Below are 17,718 nucleotides of genomic sequence, written 5' to 3' on the forward strand. Positions count from 1 at the left end.
GATCGTGGCTGTAGCGAAGAAGAAGTCGTCCGCGAAGCAAGCGGCCGCGAAGCAGAAGACGACCAAGAAGACGTCGTCCGCCAAGAAATCGGCTCCGACGAAGAAGACGACCGCCAAGAAGGCGGCTGCGAAGAAGACGACCGCCGCCAAGGCCAAGAAGACCACGGCGAAGAAGACCACGGCGAAGAAGGCACCGGCCAAGAAGACGACCGCCAAGAAGACGACCGCCAAGAAGACCACGGCCAAGAAGACCACGGCCAAGAAGACCACGGCCAAGAAGGCGCCGGTGAAGAAAACGACCGCCGCCACGAAGGCACCGGCCAAGAAGACGACCGCCAAGAAGACGACGGCCAAGAAGACCAGCACCAAGAAGACCACGAACGCCACATCAGCGACGTCCACGACGACGACTCCAGCCCGGTCGGGCACCTCGGGCAGAGCCCGCAAGAAACCGGCCGCATCCACCCCTCGATCATCCGCACGGAAGGCACCTGACACCCCCACCATGTCGACCACCAGCGCCCACAACGGTTCCCAGACCGAACTTCCCAAGCCTCGCTTCAACAAGGACGGCTTCGGCTACACCAAGGACTTCGACCTCACGTTCGTCAAGGAGATGCACGATGCACTGCAGGCCGAGCGGGTTCGCCTGACCGGTCAGGCGAAGCGACTCGAAGACGAAGCGCACCAACTCGTCGAAGAAGCCGAGATGGGCGACGTGCAGTTCGACGACGAAGGCGGCGAAGGCGACACCATGGTCGTCGAGCGGGAGCGTGACCTCGCGCTCAGCGCGCAGGCGCGTGAGGCCGTCCAGGAGATCGACGCAGCGTTGCTCCGCATCATGGCCGGCACCTACGGCTACTCGACGGTCTCCGGCCGTCCGATCCCGAAAGAGCGGCTCGAGGCCATCCCGTGGTCCACCGAGCTGGTCGAAGAGAAGGTCGGCGGCATCGGCCGCTGATCGATCTTCGCGACCCCGGCGCGCCATGATGGTTCCGACATGAACCGCTTCGAAGGCGCGCGCCTCGCCTGGGCACCGGTCGCCCTGTTCGTGATCGTCGCCGACCAGCTGACGAAGCACTGGGCCGTCAACGAACTCGTCGATCGCGACATCGACGTGTTCTGGACCCTCCGGTTCAACCTGTCGTACAACACCGGTATGGCGTTCAGCCGCGGACAGAACATGGGGCCGATCATCGGCGTCGTGGCGCTCGTGGTCGTCGTGGTACTCCTGCTCAGCATCAAACGCCAGCCCGGTCGACTCACCGACGTCGCCGTCGGGATGATCGTCGGTGGTGCGATCGGCAACGTCATCGACCGGCTGTTCCGCCAGGAAGCATGGCTCCGCGGCGGCGTGGTCGACTTCATCGACTTCCAATGGTTCCCGATCTTCAACATCGCCGACATCGGGGTCACCGTCGGGGGAGCGCTGCTCGTGCTGGCATCCTGGATGGTCGGCCGTGCCGATGCGAGCGAACCCGACAGAACGGTGGATGCCCATGAGTAGCGAGATCGTCGAAGCGGTGCCGTCGGCACTCGACGGCGAACGACTCGACCGGATCGTCGCGCTGCTGCTCGACGTGAGTCGATCGATCGCGTCGACGGTGATCGACGCCGGCGGAGCCACCGTCGACGGTGAGACCGCCCCGTCGGGCAAGATCCGCCTCGCCGAGGGGCAGGTGGTCACGGTCGACCCCGACGCCGTGCCCGTCGACCAACCGCCGCAGGCCGACGACTCCGTCGAGTTCGGCGTCATCCACGAAGACGACTCGATCGTCGTCATCGACAAGCCGGCCGGTCTGGTCGTCCATCCCGGGGCCGGCAACGACACCGGTACGCTCGCCAACGGCCTGCTGGCCCGGTACCCGGAGGTCGTCGACGTCGGCGAACGGATCCGACCCGGCATCGTGCACCGTCTCGATGCCGGCAGCTCCGGTCTGCTCGTCGTCGCCCGTACCCAGGACGCCGCCGACGCGCTGATCGAACAGTTCGCCGACCACTCGGCCACCCGGGCCTACCTCGCGCTCGTCTGGGGGCACCCGGCGTCACCCCACGGGGTGATCGACGCGCCGATCGGTCGTTCGCGGCGCGACCCGCTGCGGATGGCGGTCGTCGCCGACGGTCGCTGGGCCCGCACCGAGTACCAGGTCCTCGAACGGTTCGACAGCCCGGCCGAGCTCGCCTTGCTCGAATGTCGGCTCGAGACCGGGCGGACCCATCAGATCAGGGTGCACCTCAGCTCGATCAACCACCCCCTCGTCGGCGATCCGACGTACGGCCAACGGCGGCCGAAACTCCAGGTCGAGCGACCGTTCCTGCACGCTGCGGAGCTGTCGTTCGTGCACCCGGCGACCGGCGAACAGGTGACGTACCGGAGCGAACTCGCCGCCGACCTGTCGGAACGGCTCAGCACCCTTCGTCGCGTCGATCCCGACGCCTGACCGCGCTCAGGGCTCGACGGGCACGGTCGGCCACGGCGCGTCGCCGCGCGCGACGTCGGCGATCGACGCCAGGGTGAATCCGACGAGGTGGCGACGCATGACCTCGCCCGCCTGGTTCCAGATCGCCAGGAGGACGCACTGGCCCTCGTGGTCGCACGACCCGTCCTGGTGGGGTTGGCCGAAGTCGCCGAGCGTGATCGGGCCGTCGACCGCCGAGAGGATCTCGGACAGCAGGATCTCCTCGGGCTGGCGTGCCAGCACGTAGCCACCGCCGACACCGCGCTTCGACCGGACGAGCCCGGCGCCCTTGAGCGCCAGCAGGATCTGCTCGAGGTACGGCTGTGGGAGGCCGGTGCGCTCGGCGATGTCGCGCACCGACGTGGGCCCACTCTCGCTCTCTCGGAGCGCCAACGACAACAGGGCTCGACACGCGTAATCGCCTCGGGTGGACACTCGCACGAGCCCAGCGTAGGGCTTCGAGCGGCTCGCGCTTGGCCTCGGCCCTCCGAAGGTGGTGGACTGGGCGTGCGTGACCGAGATCGACGACCAGCCCATCGTGCCCGACTACGGCGGCGCGAACGTGCGCGGCATCGTGCCGGCGCTGCTCGGGCCGCAGTCGTGGAGCACGTCGCTGCCGAGCTGGATGCCCGAGGTGGTCTCCCACGCGAACCAGGTGGTGATGCTCGTCCTCGACGGACTCGGCTGGGATCAACTCCGGGAGCGACCCGACGTCGCACCGACGCTGTCGTCGCTCGGCGGTGAGCGGATCACGACGGTCGCGCCGACTACCACGGCGACCGCGCTCAGCTCGATCGCCACCGGGCTCACACCGGGCGAGCACGGGCTGATCGGCTATCGGATCGTGCTCGGCGGCGAGGTGATGAACGTCCTGCGCTGGGCGGTCGACGGCGACAACCGCCGTCGATCCAACGTGCCACGCGACATCCAGCGTTTCCCGGCGTTCCTCGGTGAGACCGTGCCGATCATCAGCCCGACCGAACTGGCCGACTCGGCATTCACCGAGGCCCACCTGCGAGGAGGCCGCTCGGTCGGCTACCGGGCCCCGTCGTCGATCTGCGTCTCGGTCGCCGAGCAGCTGGCCGCCGGTGAACGATTCGTGTACGCGTATTACGCCGGCGTCGACAAGATCGCCCACGAGCGCGGGTTCGGGCCGTACTACGACGCCGAACTCCGCACCGCCGATCGGCTGGTCGGCGACATCCTCGACGCACTCCCGCCTGGTGCCGCGCTGCTGATCACCGCCGACCACGGCCAGGTCCAGGTCGCCGACAACATCGTCAAGCCGACCGACGATCTGCTCTCGCACGTCGCGATGCAGTCGGGTGAGGGTCGGTTCCGATGGTTGCACGCGCATCGTGGTGCGACCGACGACCTGCTCGACGCGGCGACCGAGGAGTTCGGTGACACGGGCTGGGTGCGTTCACGTGAGCAGTTGATCGCCGACGGGTGGTTCGGACCCACCGTGGCGCCCCAGGTGGCCCAGCGGCTCGGTGACGTGGCACTCGTGGCACGCGACGACGTCAGTTACCACGATCCCGACGACGGTGGGCCGTTCGAGCTGGTGTGCCGGCACGGGTCGATGACGTCGGCCGAGGTGTACGTTCCGCTGTTGGCGGGAATGCCTCGTTGACGAACTGGTTGTAATCGACCGAGGAGAACCATGACCGACACCCCCGACCTGATGACCGAGACCGACGCGGAGACACCAGACGCCGACCGTACCGACGATCCGAACTCCGTCGTGGAGCACGGTGAGTTGGTCGAGTCCGATACGGACGACCAGTCCGACGAGCCCGAGACGAACTCGGTGACCGAGCCCGCCAAGGTGATGCGGATCGGGTCGATGGTCAAGCAGTTGCTCGAGGAGGTCCGGCAGGCCCCGCTCGACGAGGCGAGCCGGGAGCGGTTGGCCGAGGTGTACGAGCGATCGGTCGTCGAGTTGTCCGAGGCGCTGTCGCCCGATCTGCAGCAGGAACTCAAGATGCTGACGCTGCCGTTCGAGGACGGCGAAGTTCCGAGCGAGAGTGAACTGCGCGTTGCCCAGGCACAACTCGTCGGCTGGCTCGAAGGCTTGTTCCACGGCATCCAGGCCACGCTGTTCGCGCAGCAGTTGGCCGCACGACAGCAGCTCGAGCAGATGCGGCAACTCCCGCCAGGGGCCCAGGTGCCGGGCATGCCCGGGCAACCTCCGGCCGGTGGCGAGCGCCCTGGCACCTACCTCTGAGCGACCACCTGCCGAGCCCGCCGTCGCGGAACCGTCAGAACAGCGGTGCCTGACCGGTGACCTCACCGGCTTCGGCGACGGTGATCGGTTCGGCGAGTGGTTCCACGTCCGGACGGAGTTCACGCACCGCGGCGTGGAACCGGCGCGCGAGTGCCGGTGAGAACAGGTTCTGAGGCTGATGGGCGAAGACGAACGGTCGTCGCCCCTCGTCGAGCCACCGCACCACGTCGGTCTTCCACGCTGCGAGCCCGGCGAAGTTCGATTCGACGTCGTCGCCGCCGATGACACGTACCACGGGATCGTCGCCCATCAGGCCGGTCACGACGGGCAGGCGTGGCTTCGTCCGTCGCTCCTCGACCGCGGCCTCGGTGGCCGCCGGCTCCGCGTACAGCGGACGGGTGTCGAGGACGACCCGACCGACGCCGGCGCTGCGCAGGATCTCGTCGACCTGCCGGTGCGCCGGGCCGCCGTCGAAGAATCGCCCGTGACGGAGTTCGACCACCCACCGGTGCGTCGTGGGGAGTCCGACCACGAACCGGGCGAGCACATCGATCGATTCCGGACCGAACGACGGCGGCAGCTGCAGCTGTACGGGGCCGACCCGGTCGCCGAGCGGTGCGACGGTTCGCAGGAACGAGGCTACGTCCCCATGTGACTCCGGCCTGAGCCTGCGGTCGTGGGTGACCGTTCGAGGCACCTTGAAGGCGAACCGGAAGTCCGGCGGCGCCTGCGCCGCCCAGCGGACCACGGTCGACGCGGCGGGTTCGGCGTAGAACGTCGTGTTGCCCTCCACCGCGTTGCACCACGTGGCGTACTCGGCGAGTTCATCGCCCTTGCGACCAGGGGAGAGGTACCGCCCCACCCACGGCGGGTGCGCCCACATCGCGCACCCCACCCGCAACGTCTGGTTCGTGCCGTGGTCGGCGTCCGGCCGGGTCATCCGACCAGTCTGGTGTGCGAGGATCAGCCGATGCTCCACGAGTGGCACATCGAGCGACGCGAGATCGAACGTCACCTCGCTCGACGGGGGTCCGAGCATGCGTTCGCCGAGATCGTGGCGTCTCGTACCGCATTGGTCGTCGTCGATCTCGTGCCGTTCTTCACGCAGTCGAACCCGTACGCCGCCGGTGTCATCCCGAACGTGAACGCGCTGGCTCGCTCTGTGCGCTCCGGTGGCGGTGTGGTCGCTTGGATCGTGCCGTCCGCCACCGAGCCGAACGCCGCCCGTCGGGCGCTGTACGGCAGTGATGTCGCCGACCGGTACCGGCGCTCCGGAGGAGACGGCGAGGTGTTCGACCGACTGGACCCGGACCTCGCCCAGCGCGAGGGCGACCTGGGCCTGGAGAAGGACGGTGCGAGTGCGTTCTTCCCAGGATCCTGCGAGTTGCACGACGAATTGCGTCGCCGAAGCATCGACACGGTGCTCATCGCCGGGACCGTCGCCGATGTCTGCTGTGCCTCGTCGGCCCGTGATGCGCTCGAGCACGGCTACCGGGTCGTGATGGTCGCCGACGCCAATGCGGCCAACCGCGACGCCGACCTGAACGCGACGCTGCATACGATCTATCGCAGCTTCGGCGACGTGCGGTCGACCGCCGATCTCGTCGGCACGTTGAGCGGCTGATCGCGCCGGAGCGGGGGCAGATCGCGCGTGGTAGGTTCGCGAATCACGTCTTTGTGATTCCCACCGCCTGAACCAGTGTCTTCCGACTCCTTCACCCACCTCCACGTCCATACCGAATTCTCGATGCTCGACGGCGCGGCGCGCCTCGACGAGATGGTCGCCAAGGCGGTGGCCGACGGTCAGCCGGCGATCGGCATGACCGATCACGGCAACATGTACGGCACCTTGGAGTTCTACAAGGAGTGCCGCAAGCAGGGCATCAAGCCGATCATCGGCACCGAGGCCTACATGGCCCACGATCACCGGTCCGAGCGCCCGACCCGGCGTGGTCGCGTCGACGACTCCGGTGGCGACACCGAGGGCGGCAAGAAGCTCTACTACCACCTCACGCTGCTCGCCGAGAACGAGGTCGGCTACCGCAACCTGATCCAGCTGTCGAGCCTCGCGTTCCTGGAGGGCTACTACTACAAGCCCCGGATCGACTGGGAGCTGATCGAGCGATACTCCAAGGGCCTGATCGCGACCACCGGCTGCCTCGGCGGTCAGGTGCTGCAGTCGATGCTCAACGGCGACGACAAGGGTGCGCTCGAGAAGGCCGCCCGGCTGCAGGACATCTTCGGCAAGGACAACCTGTTCGTCGAACTGCAGGACCACGGCATCGCGGCGCAGATCGAGACCAACCCCAAGCTCGTCGAGATCGCCAAGAAGATCGGCGCACCGCTGCTCGCCACCAACGACAGCCACTACACGCATCGCGAAGACCACGAGGCGCACGACGCCCTCCTGTGCGTGCAGACCGGGGCCCTGATCTCCGACCCCAAGCGGTTCAAGTTCGAAGGGCACGAGCACTATCTCAAGACCGCGCAGGAGATGCGCTACCTGTTCCGTGAACTCCCCGAAGCGTGCGACAACAGCCTCTGGATCGCCGAGCGGGCCGACCTCGAGATCGAGTTCGGCGATGCGCTGCTCCCGAACTTCCCCCTGCCCGCCGGCTTCTCCTCCGACGCCGAGTACCTCGAGCACCTCACGTGGGAGGGGGCCAAGCGGCGGTGGGGCGACAACCTGCCCAACAGCGTCGTCGAACGGGTGTCGTACGAGCTCAAGGTCATCAACGACATGGGCTTCGCGTCGTACTTCCTGATCACGTGGGACCTCATCAAGTACGCACGCGATGCAGGTATCCGCGTCGGGCCGGGCCGCGGTTCGGCCGCCGGTTGCGCCGTCGCGTACTGCCTCTGGATCACCGACCTCGACCCGATCAAGTACGACCTGCTGTTCGAGCGGTTCCTCAACCCGAGCCGCGTGTCGATGCCCGACATCGACATGGACTTCGACTCCCGCTACCGCGACCAGATGATCCGGTACGCGGCCGACACGTACGGCCGCGACCACGTGGCGCAGATCATCACCTTCGGCACGATCAAGGCCCGCAACGCAGTCCGCGACGCGGCCCGCGTGCTCGGCTACCCGTACGGCGTCGGCGACAAGGTGGCCAAGGCGATGCCGCCCCTGGTGATGGGTCGTGACACGCCGCTGAAGTACTGCTTCGAGCAGAGCGACAAGTACGCCGACGGGTACAAGGCGGCGCAAGACCTGCGGGCCATGTACGACACCGACCCCGACATCAAGAAGGTCGTCGACGTCGCCAAGGGACTCGAGGGGCTGAAGCGCTCCGACGGCATCCATGCCGCAGCGGTGGTCATCACCAAAGAACCGGTCACGCACTACCTGCCGATCCAGCGCAAGCCCGAGTCGGGGCAGAACCCGGAAGACGCACCGGTCGTCACGCAGTACGAGATGCACGGCGTCGAGGAACTCGGTCTGCTCAAGATGGACTTCCTCGGGCTGCGCAACCTCGACGTCATCACCGACGCGCAGGCCATGATCCGGGCCCACCGCGACCCCGACTTCGACATCGACACGGTCCCGCTCGACGACCAGCCGACCTTCGACCTGCTGTCGCGCGGCGACACGATCGGTGTGTTCCAGCTCGAATCGCCGCCCATGCGTCAACTGCTCAAGGCGATGGCGCCCAACAGCTTCGAGGATGTCTCCGCTGTGCTCGCGCTCTATCGGCCCGGGCCGATGAGCGTCAACATGCACTACGACTACGCCGACCGCAAGAACGGTCGGAAACCGGTCGAGTACATCCACCCCGACGCCGCCGAGGTGCTCGAAGACACGTTCGGCCTGATGATCTATCAGGAGAGCGTGATGCGGGTGGCGCAGAAGTTCGCCGGCTACTCGCTCGCCGAAGCCGACAACCTCCGCAAGGCGATGGGCAAGAAGGTCCGCGAGGTCATGGCCGCGGCGCGCGACGGCTTCGAGCGCGGTGTCGTCAACACGGGGTACGACGAGTCGCTCGGCAAAGACCTGTTCGACATCATCGAGAAGTTCGCCGACTACGCGTTCAACAAGAGCCACACGTTCGGGTACGGCCTCGTCACGTACCAGACCGCCTACCTCAAGGCGCACTACCCGGTCGAGTACTTCGCCTGCCTGCTGACGAGCGTCAAGAGCAACCTCGACAAGGCAGCGGTGTACCTCAGCGATTGTCGGTCGGCCGGGATCAAGGTGCTCACACCCGACATCAACCGGTCGGTGATGAACTTCGACGCGATCGAAGCCGGTCGGGTCCCCGACGACGTGTCCCTCGCCGTCGGCAGCCCCGGGGCGATCACGTTCGGACTGTCGGCAGTCCGCAACGTGGGGGAGGGGCTCGTGGAGCTCCTCCTCGCGGAGCGCGACGAGAACGGCGAGTTCGAATCGTTCTACGACTTCGCCGAGCGCGTGCCCGAGCAGGTGCTGAACAAGCGCACCGTCGAGTCGTTGATCAAGGCCGGTGCGTTCGATCGCCTCGGTCTGCCGCGGCGTGGGCTGCTGGCCTCGTTCGAACAGATCCTCGACACGACGATCGATCGTCGGCGTGAGCGCGACAAGGGCATCATGAGCCTGTTCGGCGACATGGGCGACGACGAGGCCGGCGACGACGGCGGCTTCAGCGAACGGATCCCGATCCCCGACATCGAGTTCGACAAGGGCGACAAGCTGAAGGCCGAAAAGGACATGCTCGGCCTGTACGTGTCGGACCACCCGCTGTTCGGCGTCGAGGCGGCGCTCAAACGTAAGGTCGAACACGCGTTGCTCGACCTGCCGGAGATGGAGGACGGCGCGGCGGTCAAGGTCGGCGGTGTCATCACCAATCTCGCCCGGAAGTTCACGAAGAAGGGTGACCAGATGGCCGTCTTCGTGATCGAGGATCTCGAGGCGTCGATCGAGGTCACGGTCTTCCCGCGCACACTGCTCGAACAGGGCCACAAGCTCGAGGACGACGTGATCGTCACCGTGAAGGGTCGGCTCGACAAGCGCGACGAGTCACGGTTCGGTCTGATCGCACAGCAGATCGACGTGCTCTCGGGGTTGACCGACGGTCCTGCCCCGCCACTGCGCCTGCTGTTGCCGAGCACCAGCCTCGACGAACTCAAGATCCAACGGCTCAAGCGGATCCTCCGCGATCACCCCGGCGATTCGGTCGTGCAGATCGACATCGGCCAGGGCAAGCTGCTCCGCCTCGCCGACGAGTTCCGGGTCGACATCGATCGAGCGGTCGGCGAACTCCGCATGGCGTTCGGTCACGACGCGGTGATGTTGTGATCAACCGGATGAAACGCCTGGTCACCAGCATCGTGATCTGGCGTGTCATCTCGGCGATTCGTCGCCGTTTGTGAATCCCCCGCGAATCAGTGGCACAATAGAGGCTCCAGAAGTTCCGGGAGCTGAGGACCAGATGCCGCTCGAAGTCACGACGAATGACGCCAGTTCACTGACCGATGCCGATCTCGACGAGATGGGCTCGATCGAAGGTGCCTTCGACATCGGGGCCATCTCCAAGGCCAAGGAGGATTGGGTCCTCGCCACGGTCGCCCGGGTCGACGACAAGCTGCACGGCTTCATGTTCTCGACCCTCGAGCGCATCGGCGGCACGCCCTGTGTGCTGATCGGCATGTTCAGCGTGCGGCGTCACTCCAAGCGCGACACCGTGATGCGCGGATTGATGGGCGAGGCATACCACCGGGCGCTCATGGCGTTCCCCGACGAGGACGTGGTGGTCGGATCGCGGTTCGTCGGCGCCGACGGACTCGAAGCGTTCGACAAGCTCGACGAGGTCACCCCGGCTCCCGATTCGCAAGCGGTCGGCGAAGAGCGGGCATGGGGTCGTCGGCTCGCCAAGCGGTTCGGCGTCGACAGCAAGTACGACGCCAAGACGTTCATCGCCTCGAACGGTCAGTCGGGCTTCCTCGACTTCGAATCGTCCAAACCCGAGAAGCTCGACCCGGATGTCGTCGAGATGTTCTCGAAGCTCAAGCCGAAGTCGTCCGACGTGATGATCGCGTACGGCTGGACCATGGCCGAAGACCTCGTCAAACTCGGCAAACGCTGAGAACGGGCCGAGTGCGGCGATCGCTGCGTTGCGCCTCACCGCTCACAGCCCGAAGGCTGTTCGGGTTCGTCGCGCCTTGCGCTCCCCACACTCGATCCCGTCTCAGAAGATCTGATGCGCAGGTCATGCGCCACTGCGTCGGTGGGGCGGGTGCACGCTCCTGGGCTCGGGGCACGCCGCCGATCACTGCGTTCCGCCTCACCGCTCACAGCCCGGAGGGCGATGGCCCGAGCGGGTATGTCGTTTGTGGGGCCGGGGTCCTGGACTCGCGTCAAACGGCTGGGGCGGCCATCGGTGGGGTTCGAGGGGCGATGGGGGATGATGGGGGATGAGTTCGTTCGGGGGTCGGTCGTTCGAGGAGGTGGTTCGTGGACGGCGGATGACCCGGGCGTTCCGGACCGATCCGCTGCCCGCCGGGATGCTCGACGAGCTGATCGACCTGGCGAGCCGGGCGCCCAGCGCCGGCAAGACGCAGGGCTGGCACGCCGTGGCGCTCGAGGGTGATCAGACGTCGACGTTCTGGGACATCACGCTGCCAGAGCCCCGACGATCGACGTTCCGGTGGCAGCGTCTGCCCGACGCCCCGGTGATCCTGCTGCCGTTCGCCGATCCGCAGGCATACGTCGACCGATACGCCGAACCGGACAAGGCTCGTACCGGACTGGGATCGGGCACGGACGCCTGGCCCGTGCCGTACTGGACCATCGACACGTCGATGGCGGTCATGAACCTGCTCCTGGCCGCCGAGGACGCGGGGCTCGGCGCGCTGTTCTTCGGTGTGTTCCGCGGCGAAGAACAGCTGCGAGCAGCGATCGGGGTGCCGGCGCGTCTCCAACTGCTGGGGGCCGTCGCGCTCGGGTACCCGGCAGGAGACCACGACGGCGCCGGCCGCAGCTCGGGGCGGGCGAGGCGTCGGCCCGACGAGATCATCCACCGGGGACGATGGTCGCACCCTCCGGCAGCGGACGGCCGGTGATCCGCTCGTAGAGCGCTTCCGGCGAGCTCGCCGGAAGGTCACACACCGCGTTGCGGCAGACGTACGCATGGCCGGCGTCGCGGTCGTCCCACAGCGGCGAGTCGAACGGTTCACCCCACGCCAGTACGGCGTCGGGACGCCAGACGGTCTGAGCGACCCGCACCATCGTCGGTTCGTCGCCGACGATGACGATCTCGACCAGCCCGCGGTGACGGAGCTCGATCGCCAGCAGGGCGTTCGACACCGCGCCCGGCGCGGCATCGATGACCGACGCGAGGAGCTGCAGGATCCGATCGGCGTGGTTCCGGTATCGGAGGTCGCCGGTGAGCGCCGCCAGCCGGAGCAGCCCATGCGTCGCGGAGGAGTTCGCCGACGGCGTGGCGTTGTCGTGCAGGTCCTTCTGGCGGACCACGAGGTCGTCGCCGTCCTCGGGCGTCGTGAACAGACCGCCGTCGACGGGGTCCCAGAACCAGTCGAGCATCGTGTCGGCGGTCTCGCGAGCGGCGTCGATCCAGCGCGCCTCACCGGTGAGTTCCCCGAGCCGGATGAAGGCCTCGACGAGCGCCGCGTGATCCGCTGCGAGCGCACGGTGTCGTGGCCCGCCGTCGGCGTGCCACGACCGGTACCAACGACCCGACGCATCGCGCAGTTCGGCGAGCAGGAACTCCCCGTTCGCGACCGCTGCGGCCTTCCAATCGGGGCGCTGCAGCGCAGCGGCCGCATCGGCGAGTGCGGCGAGGAACCATGCGTTCCACTCGGTGATGACCTTGTCGTCGAGCCCCGGTCGTCGGCGCGAGGATCGTGCGTCGAGGAGCCGGCCGTGTGCCCCGTCGATGTCGGCCGGTCGCGTGAGTTGGCCACGCGCGTGCATCCGGTTCGGGATCGAGCGACCTTCGAAGTTGCCCTCGTCGGTGATGTTCCACCAGTCGAGGACACGCTCGACGCCGTCGGCGTCCATGTCGGCGAGCGCTTCACGGACCTCGGTCGGGGTCCAGGTGGCGAACAGGCCCTCGACGCCGTGACCATCCGCGTCGGGGGAGTCGGCGTCCTCGGCGGCGTAGAAGCCGCCGTCGGGGTGGCGGAGGTCGCGCAGGACGTACTCGATCGTCTCCTCGACGATCTGGCGGTCGGCCGGCCGGCCGAGCACCGAGTACGCCTCGCGATAGACGCGAACGAGCATCGCCTGGTCGGTGAGCATCTTCTCGAAGTGCGGCACGAGCCACTCGCGGTCGGTCGAGTAGCGGGCGAACCCGCCACCGATGTGGTCGTACACGCCCCCGGACGCCATCGCATCGAGGGTGGTCGTCACGACCTGCTTCGCCCCGTCGCCACCGGAGGTCATGAACGCCCGGAGCACGAGTTGGAGATGGTGCGGCGACGGGAACTTCGGTGCGGTGCCGAACCCGCCCCACTCCTGGTCGAACGCCCCGGCGATCTTCTTCAACGTGTCGTTGATGACATCGAGCGCCGGGATGGACGCTTTCGGCTGCGTGGCCTTGCCGATGGCGGCGATGATCGAGTTCGCGCTCTGATCGAGTTCGTCTCGGCGCTCGGTCCAGGCCTGACCCAGGGCGTTCAGCAGTTCCATGAACTGCGGCTTGGGGAGGTACGTCCCGCCCCAGAAGGGGCGTCCCGTCGGGTCGAGCGCCACCGTCATCGGCCAGCCGCCGCGCCCGGTGATGGCCTGGACCGCGGCCATGTACAGCGCGTCGACGTCGGGCCGTTCCTCGCGGTCGACCTTGATGTTGACGAACCGCTCGTTCATCACGGTGGCGACCTCGTCGTCCTCGAAGCACTCGTGCGCCATGACGTGGCACCAGTGGCATGCGGAGTACCCGATCGACAGGATGATCGGAACGTCGCGCTCGCGTGCGGCGGCGAAGGCTTCGTCGCCCCAGGGGTACCAGTCGACGGGGTTGTCGACGTGTTGGCGGAGGTAAGGCGAGCTCTCGTCGGCGAGGCGGTTCACGTGGCGACCCTACCGACGACGAGTCCCGTCGTCGCCGCGTCCCGAGCCGGGCGTCGTCGACCGATCACCCTGCCGATGCGCGACCGGTCGGGCGGTTCTCGTGCCATCCTGGCGCCGTGTCCGTCGTCGCCGCCGTCCTCCTGCTGTTCGTCGGGCTCGTGGGGCTCTTGTCGTCGTGGAATGCCGCGAGGCCCTTGATCGATCCGACACGCCGATATTCGCCGTCGTGGCTTCCGGCGATGGTCGTCACGGAGTTGGCGCCGTTCTGGGTGCTCGTGCACCTCGGTGTGCTCGTCGGCGGGCTCGCTCTGGGCGGCTGGGAGAACTGGGGTGGCCGAATCGGCGTCGGCCTGCTCGCCGCATCGATGATCCTGCTCGGCTGGATCATGATGCGAACGCTGCTCGCCGTGCGGCGTCTCCGCCGGCTGGTCGACGGCCCAGTCCACCGACCGTCGGGCGTCGCCCGCCTGGTCGGTCGGCCGGTGCGCACACCGCTGGGCGTTCGGGAGATCGCCGGCCTCGAGTGGCGGCACGGTCTCACCCTCGACCTGATCCGGCCGGACGACGATCGGCGCGAGCTGCCCGTCGTCGTGTACGTGCACGGCGGTGGATGGACCGGGGGAGGCCCGCAACGACAGGGCCGCGACATGTACCACACACTCGCGCTCGACGGCTGGGCCACGTTGGCGATCAGGTACCCGTTCACGCCGCAGGTGACGGTGCTCGACCAGATCGCCGCCGTCCGTGACGCCGTCACGTGGGCCCGCACGCACGGCCCCGATCACGGTGTCGTGCCGACGATGGTGGTCCTGGCCGGAGGATCCGCCGGCGCGCACCTGGCGACGATGGCCGCCCTCACCCCGGCCGACGACACCCAACGGGTCGCCGGCATCGTCGGGCTGTACGGCATCTACGACATGGCGAACCGGCACGGGCAGCGTGCGCACTGGGACATGATCCGGCGTGACGTGATGCGGGCAAGCGTCGCCGAGGCACCGCAGCGGTACGACGCGGTGTCGCCGCTCGTCCAGAGGTTGTCGGCTGCGCCACCGATGCTGATCGTGCACGGCACCCGCGACACCCTGGTGCCGATCGGTGAGGCGGAGCAGTTCGTCGAGGCGCTGCGTTCAGCCGGTCGTCCGGTCGACTTCGTGCCAGTCGTCGGCGCCCAGCATGCGTTCGACGCGGTGACGGCACCCGTCCCCCGAGCCACGGCTGCGGCGATCAGGACGTGGTTGCGGGGTCTCGAGGGAGCGGCCTGACACCGGGCTCACGGGCGAACCACGAGCGGTGGTCGACCGACCGGGTGCTCAGGCGCCGACGGCGTGGTAGCCGCCGTCGACGTGGATGATCTCGCCGGTCGTGGCGGGGAACCAGTCGGACATCAGCGCGACGCACGCACGTGCGACGGGTTCGGAATTCTGGACGTCCCATCCGAGTGGCGCACGGCCGTCCCACGTGTCCTCGAAGAGCTTGAATCCGGGGATCGACTTCGCTGCGATCGTCTTGATGGGGCCGGCCGCGACCAGATTGCAGCGAATCTGCTGTGGTCCGAGTTCGCGTGCGAGGTACCGGGACACGCTCTGCAGCGCGGACTTCGCGACGCCCATCCAGTTGTACGCGGGCCATGCCTGCTGGTTGTCGAAGTCGAGTCCGACGATCGAGCCGCCCTGGTCCATCAGCGGGACGAAGGCGTCGGCGAGGGTCTTCAGCGAGTACGTCGAGACGTGCATCGCCACGGCGACATCGTCCCACGGTGCACCGAAGAAGTCGTCGCCGAGGCACGACTCCGGAGCGAAGCCGATGGCGTGGAGCACACCGTCGACGCGACCCCACTTGGCGGCGACCGCATCGCGGACGGCGTCGACGTGCTCGGGAACGGTGACGTCGAGTTCGAACACGTCGATGTCGTCACCGAGCTTGCGTGCCGTTCGCCTGGTCAGGCTGAGGGCGCGGCCGGCGCCGGTGAGCACGATCTCGGCACCTTCCTCGAGGGCGATCTTGGCGACGCCGAAGGCCAAGGAGGCGTCGGTGAGGACGCCGGTGATCACGAGCTTCTTGCCGTCGAGGATTCCCATGCATCGGAACGTAGTCGGCCCGGCACCCTGGGCCAGAACGTTTGCCGCCGCCGCGATCAGGTGGTCGACCGGTTACGTGTGCCAGGCTCGGTGCATGCGAATCGGTGTGATCGGTGGCAGCGGACCGGCCGGCAGCAGCCTGGCGGCCCGTCTGGCCAGCGTTGGGTACGAATCGGTGATCGGCTCCCGCTCGAAGTATCGGGCGATGGAGAGCAGGGACTCGTTCGTCGAGCGGTTCCCCGACCTCGAGGAGTTGCTCGGTTACGGCGACAACGCAACAGCGGCCGATTGTGAGATCGTCGTGATCGCCACCCCGTGGGACTCGGCCGCGACGATGGCGCAGGATCACGCTGCCTACCTCCGCGGCAAGATCGTCGTCAGCATGGCGAATGCGCTGATCCGTGTGGGGAAGGAGTTCCAGCCGCTCGTCCCACCCCGCGGGAGCGTCGCCGCGCACGTGCAGGCGGCGGTGCCCGAGAGCCGCGTCGTCGCGGCGTTCCACCATCTCCCGGCGACCGAACTCGGTCACATCGGCGATCCGATCGAGAGCGATGTGCTGATCTGCGGCGACGATGCGTCCGCGGTCACCACGATAAGCGAGATGGTCGCGAAGATCCCGGGCTGCCGGCCGCTCGACGCCGGCGAACTCTCCAACGCGACCGCGATCGAAGCGTTCACGGCCGTGCTGCTGCAGCTGAACGTGCGGTACAAGACCCGGGTCGCCCCGAAGCTGACGGGAATCAAAGCAGACCCGCGCACGTTGAAGGCCTGAGCATGTCCACCCTCCAGCTCTACGACACGGCGCGGCGCGCCGTCGTGCCCTTCGAACCCGGTGAACAGGTGCTGATGTACACGTGCGGGATCACGCCGTACGACGCCACACACCTCGGCCACGCAGCGACGTTCATCTCCTATGACGTGCTGCAACGGCACCTGATCGACAAGGGTCACACGGTCAAGTGCGTCCGCAACGTGACCGATGTCGACGACCCGCTGTTCGAGAAGGCTCGCCAACTGGGTGTGCACTACCTCGATCTGGCCGCCGCCGAGGAGGCTCGGTTCGAGCGCGACATGGTGGCGCTCAACGCATTGCCGGTCGCATCGACGCCTCGCGCCTCGTCGGCGATCCCGGACATCCGAGGTTTCATCGGCATGGTGCTCGATCGGGGTTTCGCCTACGAGGCGGGCGGTTCGGTCTACTTCGATGTGACGAAGTTCGACTCGTTCGGTTCGCTGAGCAACTACACCGAAGCAGAGATGCTGGAGTACGCGAAGCAGCGCGGCGGGCAGGTCGACGACCCGAACAAGCGGCATGCGCTCGACTTCGTCCTGTGGCATCCGTCGGCCGACGACGAACCGGCATGGGACACGATGTGGGGCTCGGGGCGGCCGGGCTGGCACATCGAGTGCAGCGCTCTGGCGTTGCGCGAGCTCGGCACGACGATCGACCTGCACGGAGGCGGCGCCGACCTGATCTTCCCGCACCACGAGAGCGAGCGGGCGCAGTCCGAGGCGGCGACGGGCGAACCGTTCGTGAAGCACTGGATGCACACGGCCCTCATCAGCATGGACGGTCAGAAGATGTCGAAGAGCCTCGGCAACCTCGTGTTCGTCGACGGCCTCCGGGAGGAGTACGACCCGATGGCGATCCGCCTCGGCCTGATCGAGCACCACTACCGCGTCGAGTGGGAATGGGACGACGGGCTGATGCCGCGCAACCAGCGTCGCCTCGACACGTGGCGCGCTGCCGCCGACGGCACGCCCGGCGACGTGCTCGACGAGGTGCGCGAGCGACTCGACGACGACCTCGACTCGCCCGGAGCCGTGGCGGCGGTCGACGCGGCCGCCGCGCGTGGCGAATCGACGCGTGCCGCCGCGACGCTGCTCGGTGTCGAGTTCTGACCGCGCCGCAGCTTCACGGAGAATCAACCTGCCGGGCCACCC

16 protein-coding genes are annotated in these 17,718 nt (G+C 67.6%); 12 read left to right on the forward strand and 4 right to left on the reverse strand.

Annotated elements, in window-relative coordinates; all coding sequences use genetic code 11:
- Positions 1-4: 4 nt before the first annotated feature.
- Genes R8G01_02260 through R8G01_02270 form a run of 3 tightly spaced genes read left to right on the forward strand, consistent with a single transcriptional unit; the run spans position 5 to position 2,441 of the window.
- Positions 5-961 carry a histone H1-like repetitive region-containing protein gene (locus R8G01_02260; protein MDW3212791.1) on the forward strand — a complete coding sequence of 319 codons (957 nt, stop codon included), beginning with the start codon at positions 5-7 and terminating at the stop codon, positions 959-961.
- Between the two features lie 39 nt (positions 962-1,000).
- On the forward strand, positions 1,001-1,507 hold the full coding sequence (gene lspA, locus R8G01_02265; GenBank protein MDW3212792.1) for a signal peptidase II: 507 nt from the start codon (positions 1,001-1,003) through the stop codon (positions 1,505-1,507).
- The gene (locus R8G01_02270; protein MDW3212793.1) at positions 1,500-2,441 is read left to right on the forward strand and encodes an RluA family pseudouridine synthase; all 942 of its coding nucleotides are present in this window, start codon (positions 1,500-1,502) and stop codon (positions 2,439-2,441) included. Before lspA ends, R8G01_02270 begins: the two co-directional genes overlap by 8 nt.
- A 6-nt stretch (positions 2,442-2,447) precedes the next feature.
- On the opposite strand, the gene R8G01_02275 is transcribed toward R8G01_02270, so the two are convergent.
- Positions 2,448-2,900 carry an Rrf2 family transcriptional regulator gene (locus R8G01_02275; GenBank protein MDW3212794.1) on the reverse strand — a complete coding sequence of 151 codons (453 nt, stop codon included), beginning with the start codon at positions 2,898-2,900 and terminating at the stop codon, positions 2,448-2,450.
- Between the two features lie 70 nt (positions 2,901-2,970).
- Between R8G01_02275 and R8G01_02280 the strand changes: the two genes are divergently transcribed.
- Entirely contained in the window at positions 2,971-4,092 is a 1,122-nt protein-coding gene (locus tag R8G01_02280; protein ID MDW3212795.1) for an alkaline phosphatase family protein, read from the forward strand.
- Between the two features lie 30 nt (positions 4,093-4,122).
- A complete protein-coding gene (locus R8G01_02285; GenBank protein ID MDW3212796.1) occupies positions 4,123-4,686 on the forward strand; it encodes a bacterial proteasome activator family protein in 564 nt (187 codons plus the stop codon).
- A 34-nt stretch (positions 4,687-4,720) separates the two neighbouring features.
- Here the strand turns inward: R8G01_02285 and R8G01_02290 are convergent, their stop codons facing one another.
- On the reverse strand, positions 4,721-5,626 hold the full coding sequence (locus R8G01_02290) for a DUF72 domain-containing protein (protein MDW3212797.1): 906 nt from the start codon (positions 5,624-5,626) through the stop codon (positions 4,721-4,723).
- Between the two features lie 30 nt (positions 5,627-5,656).
- On the opposite strand from R8G01_02290, the gene R8G01_02295 reads away from it, so the two are divergent.
- From R8G01_02295 to R8G01_02310, 4 genes are all read left to right on the forward strand, one after another.
- Positions 5,657-6,310: an isochorismatase family cysteine hydrolase gene (locus tag R8G01_02295; GenBank protein MDW3212798.1), complete on the forward strand. Its 654-nt coding sequence runs from the start codon at positions 5,657-5,659 to the stop codon at positions 6,308-6,310.
- A 75-nt stretch (positions 6,311-6,385) separates the two neighbouring features.
- A complete protein-coding gene (gene dnaE / locus R8G01_02300) occupies positions 6,386-9,964 on the forward strand; it encodes a DNA polymerase III subunit alpha (protein MDW3212799.1) in 3,579 nt (1,192 codons plus the stop codon).
- 133 nt (positions 9,965-10,097) lie between these two features.
- Positions 10,098-10,751: a hypothetical protein gene (locus tag R8G01_02305; protein ID MDW3212800.1), complete on the forward strand. Its 654-nt coding sequence runs from the start codon at positions 10,098-10,100 to the stop codon at positions 10,749-10,751.
- Between the two features lie 328 nt (positions 10,752-11,079).
- On the forward strand, positions 11,080-11,727 hold the full coding sequence (locus tag R8G01_02310) for a nitroreductase family protein (protein MDW3212801.1): 648 nt from the start codon (positions 11,080-11,082) through the stop codon (positions 11,725-11,727).
- On the opposite strand, the gene R8G01_02315 is transcribed toward R8G01_02310, so the two are convergent.
- On the reverse strand, positions 11,678-13,696 hold the full coding sequence (locus R8G01_02315) for a thioredoxin domain-containing protein (GenBank protein ID MDW3212802.1): 2,019 nt from the start codon (positions 13,694-13,696) through the stop codon (positions 11,678-11,680). The two genes, R8G01_02310 and R8G01_02315, sit on opposite strands and share 50 nt — an antisense overlap.
- 116 nt (positions 13,697-13,812) lie before the next feature.
- On the opposite strand from R8G01_02315, the gene R8G01_02320 reads away from it, so the two are divergent.
- A complete protein-coding gene (locus R8G01_02320) occupies positions 13,813-14,958 on the forward strand; it encodes an alpha/beta hydrolase (protein MDW3212803.1) in 1,146 nt (381 codons plus the stop codon).
- Positions 14,959-15,006: 48 nt separating this feature from the next.
- Here the strand turns inward: R8G01_02320 and fabI are convergent, their stop codons facing one another.
- Positions 15,007-15,774: an enoyl-ACP reductase FabI gene (fabI, locus tag R8G01_02325; protein MDW3212804.1), complete on the reverse strand. Its 768-nt coding sequence runs from the start codon at positions 15,772-15,774 to the stop codon at positions 15,007-15,009.
- Positions 15,775-15,868: 94 nt separating this feature from the next.
- On the opposite strand from fabI, the gene npdG reads away from it, so the two are divergent.
- Both npdG and cysS read left to right on the forward strand, forming a co-directional pair.
- Positions 15,869-16,546: an NADPH-dependent F420 reductase gene (npdG, locus tag R8G01_02330; protein MDW3212805.1), complete on the forward strand. Its 678-nt coding sequence runs from the start codon at positions 15,869-15,871 to the stop codon at positions 16,544-16,546.
- Positions 16,547-16,548: 2 nt separating this feature from the next.
- Positions 16,549-17,676, forward strand: a complete 1,128-nt coding sequence (cysS, locus tag R8G01_02335) for a cysteine--tRNA ligase (GenBank protein MDW3212806.1) — start codon at positions 16,549-16,551, stop codon at positions 17,674-17,676.
- The last annotated feature ends 42 nt before the right edge of the window (positions 17,677-17,718 follow it).

Source organism: Ilumatobacteraceae bacterium, assembly GCA_033344875.1.
In the GTDB taxonomy this organism is placed as follows: domain Bacteria; phylum Actinomycetota; class Acidimicrobiia; order Acidimicrobiales; family Ilumatobacteraceae; genus Ilumatobacter.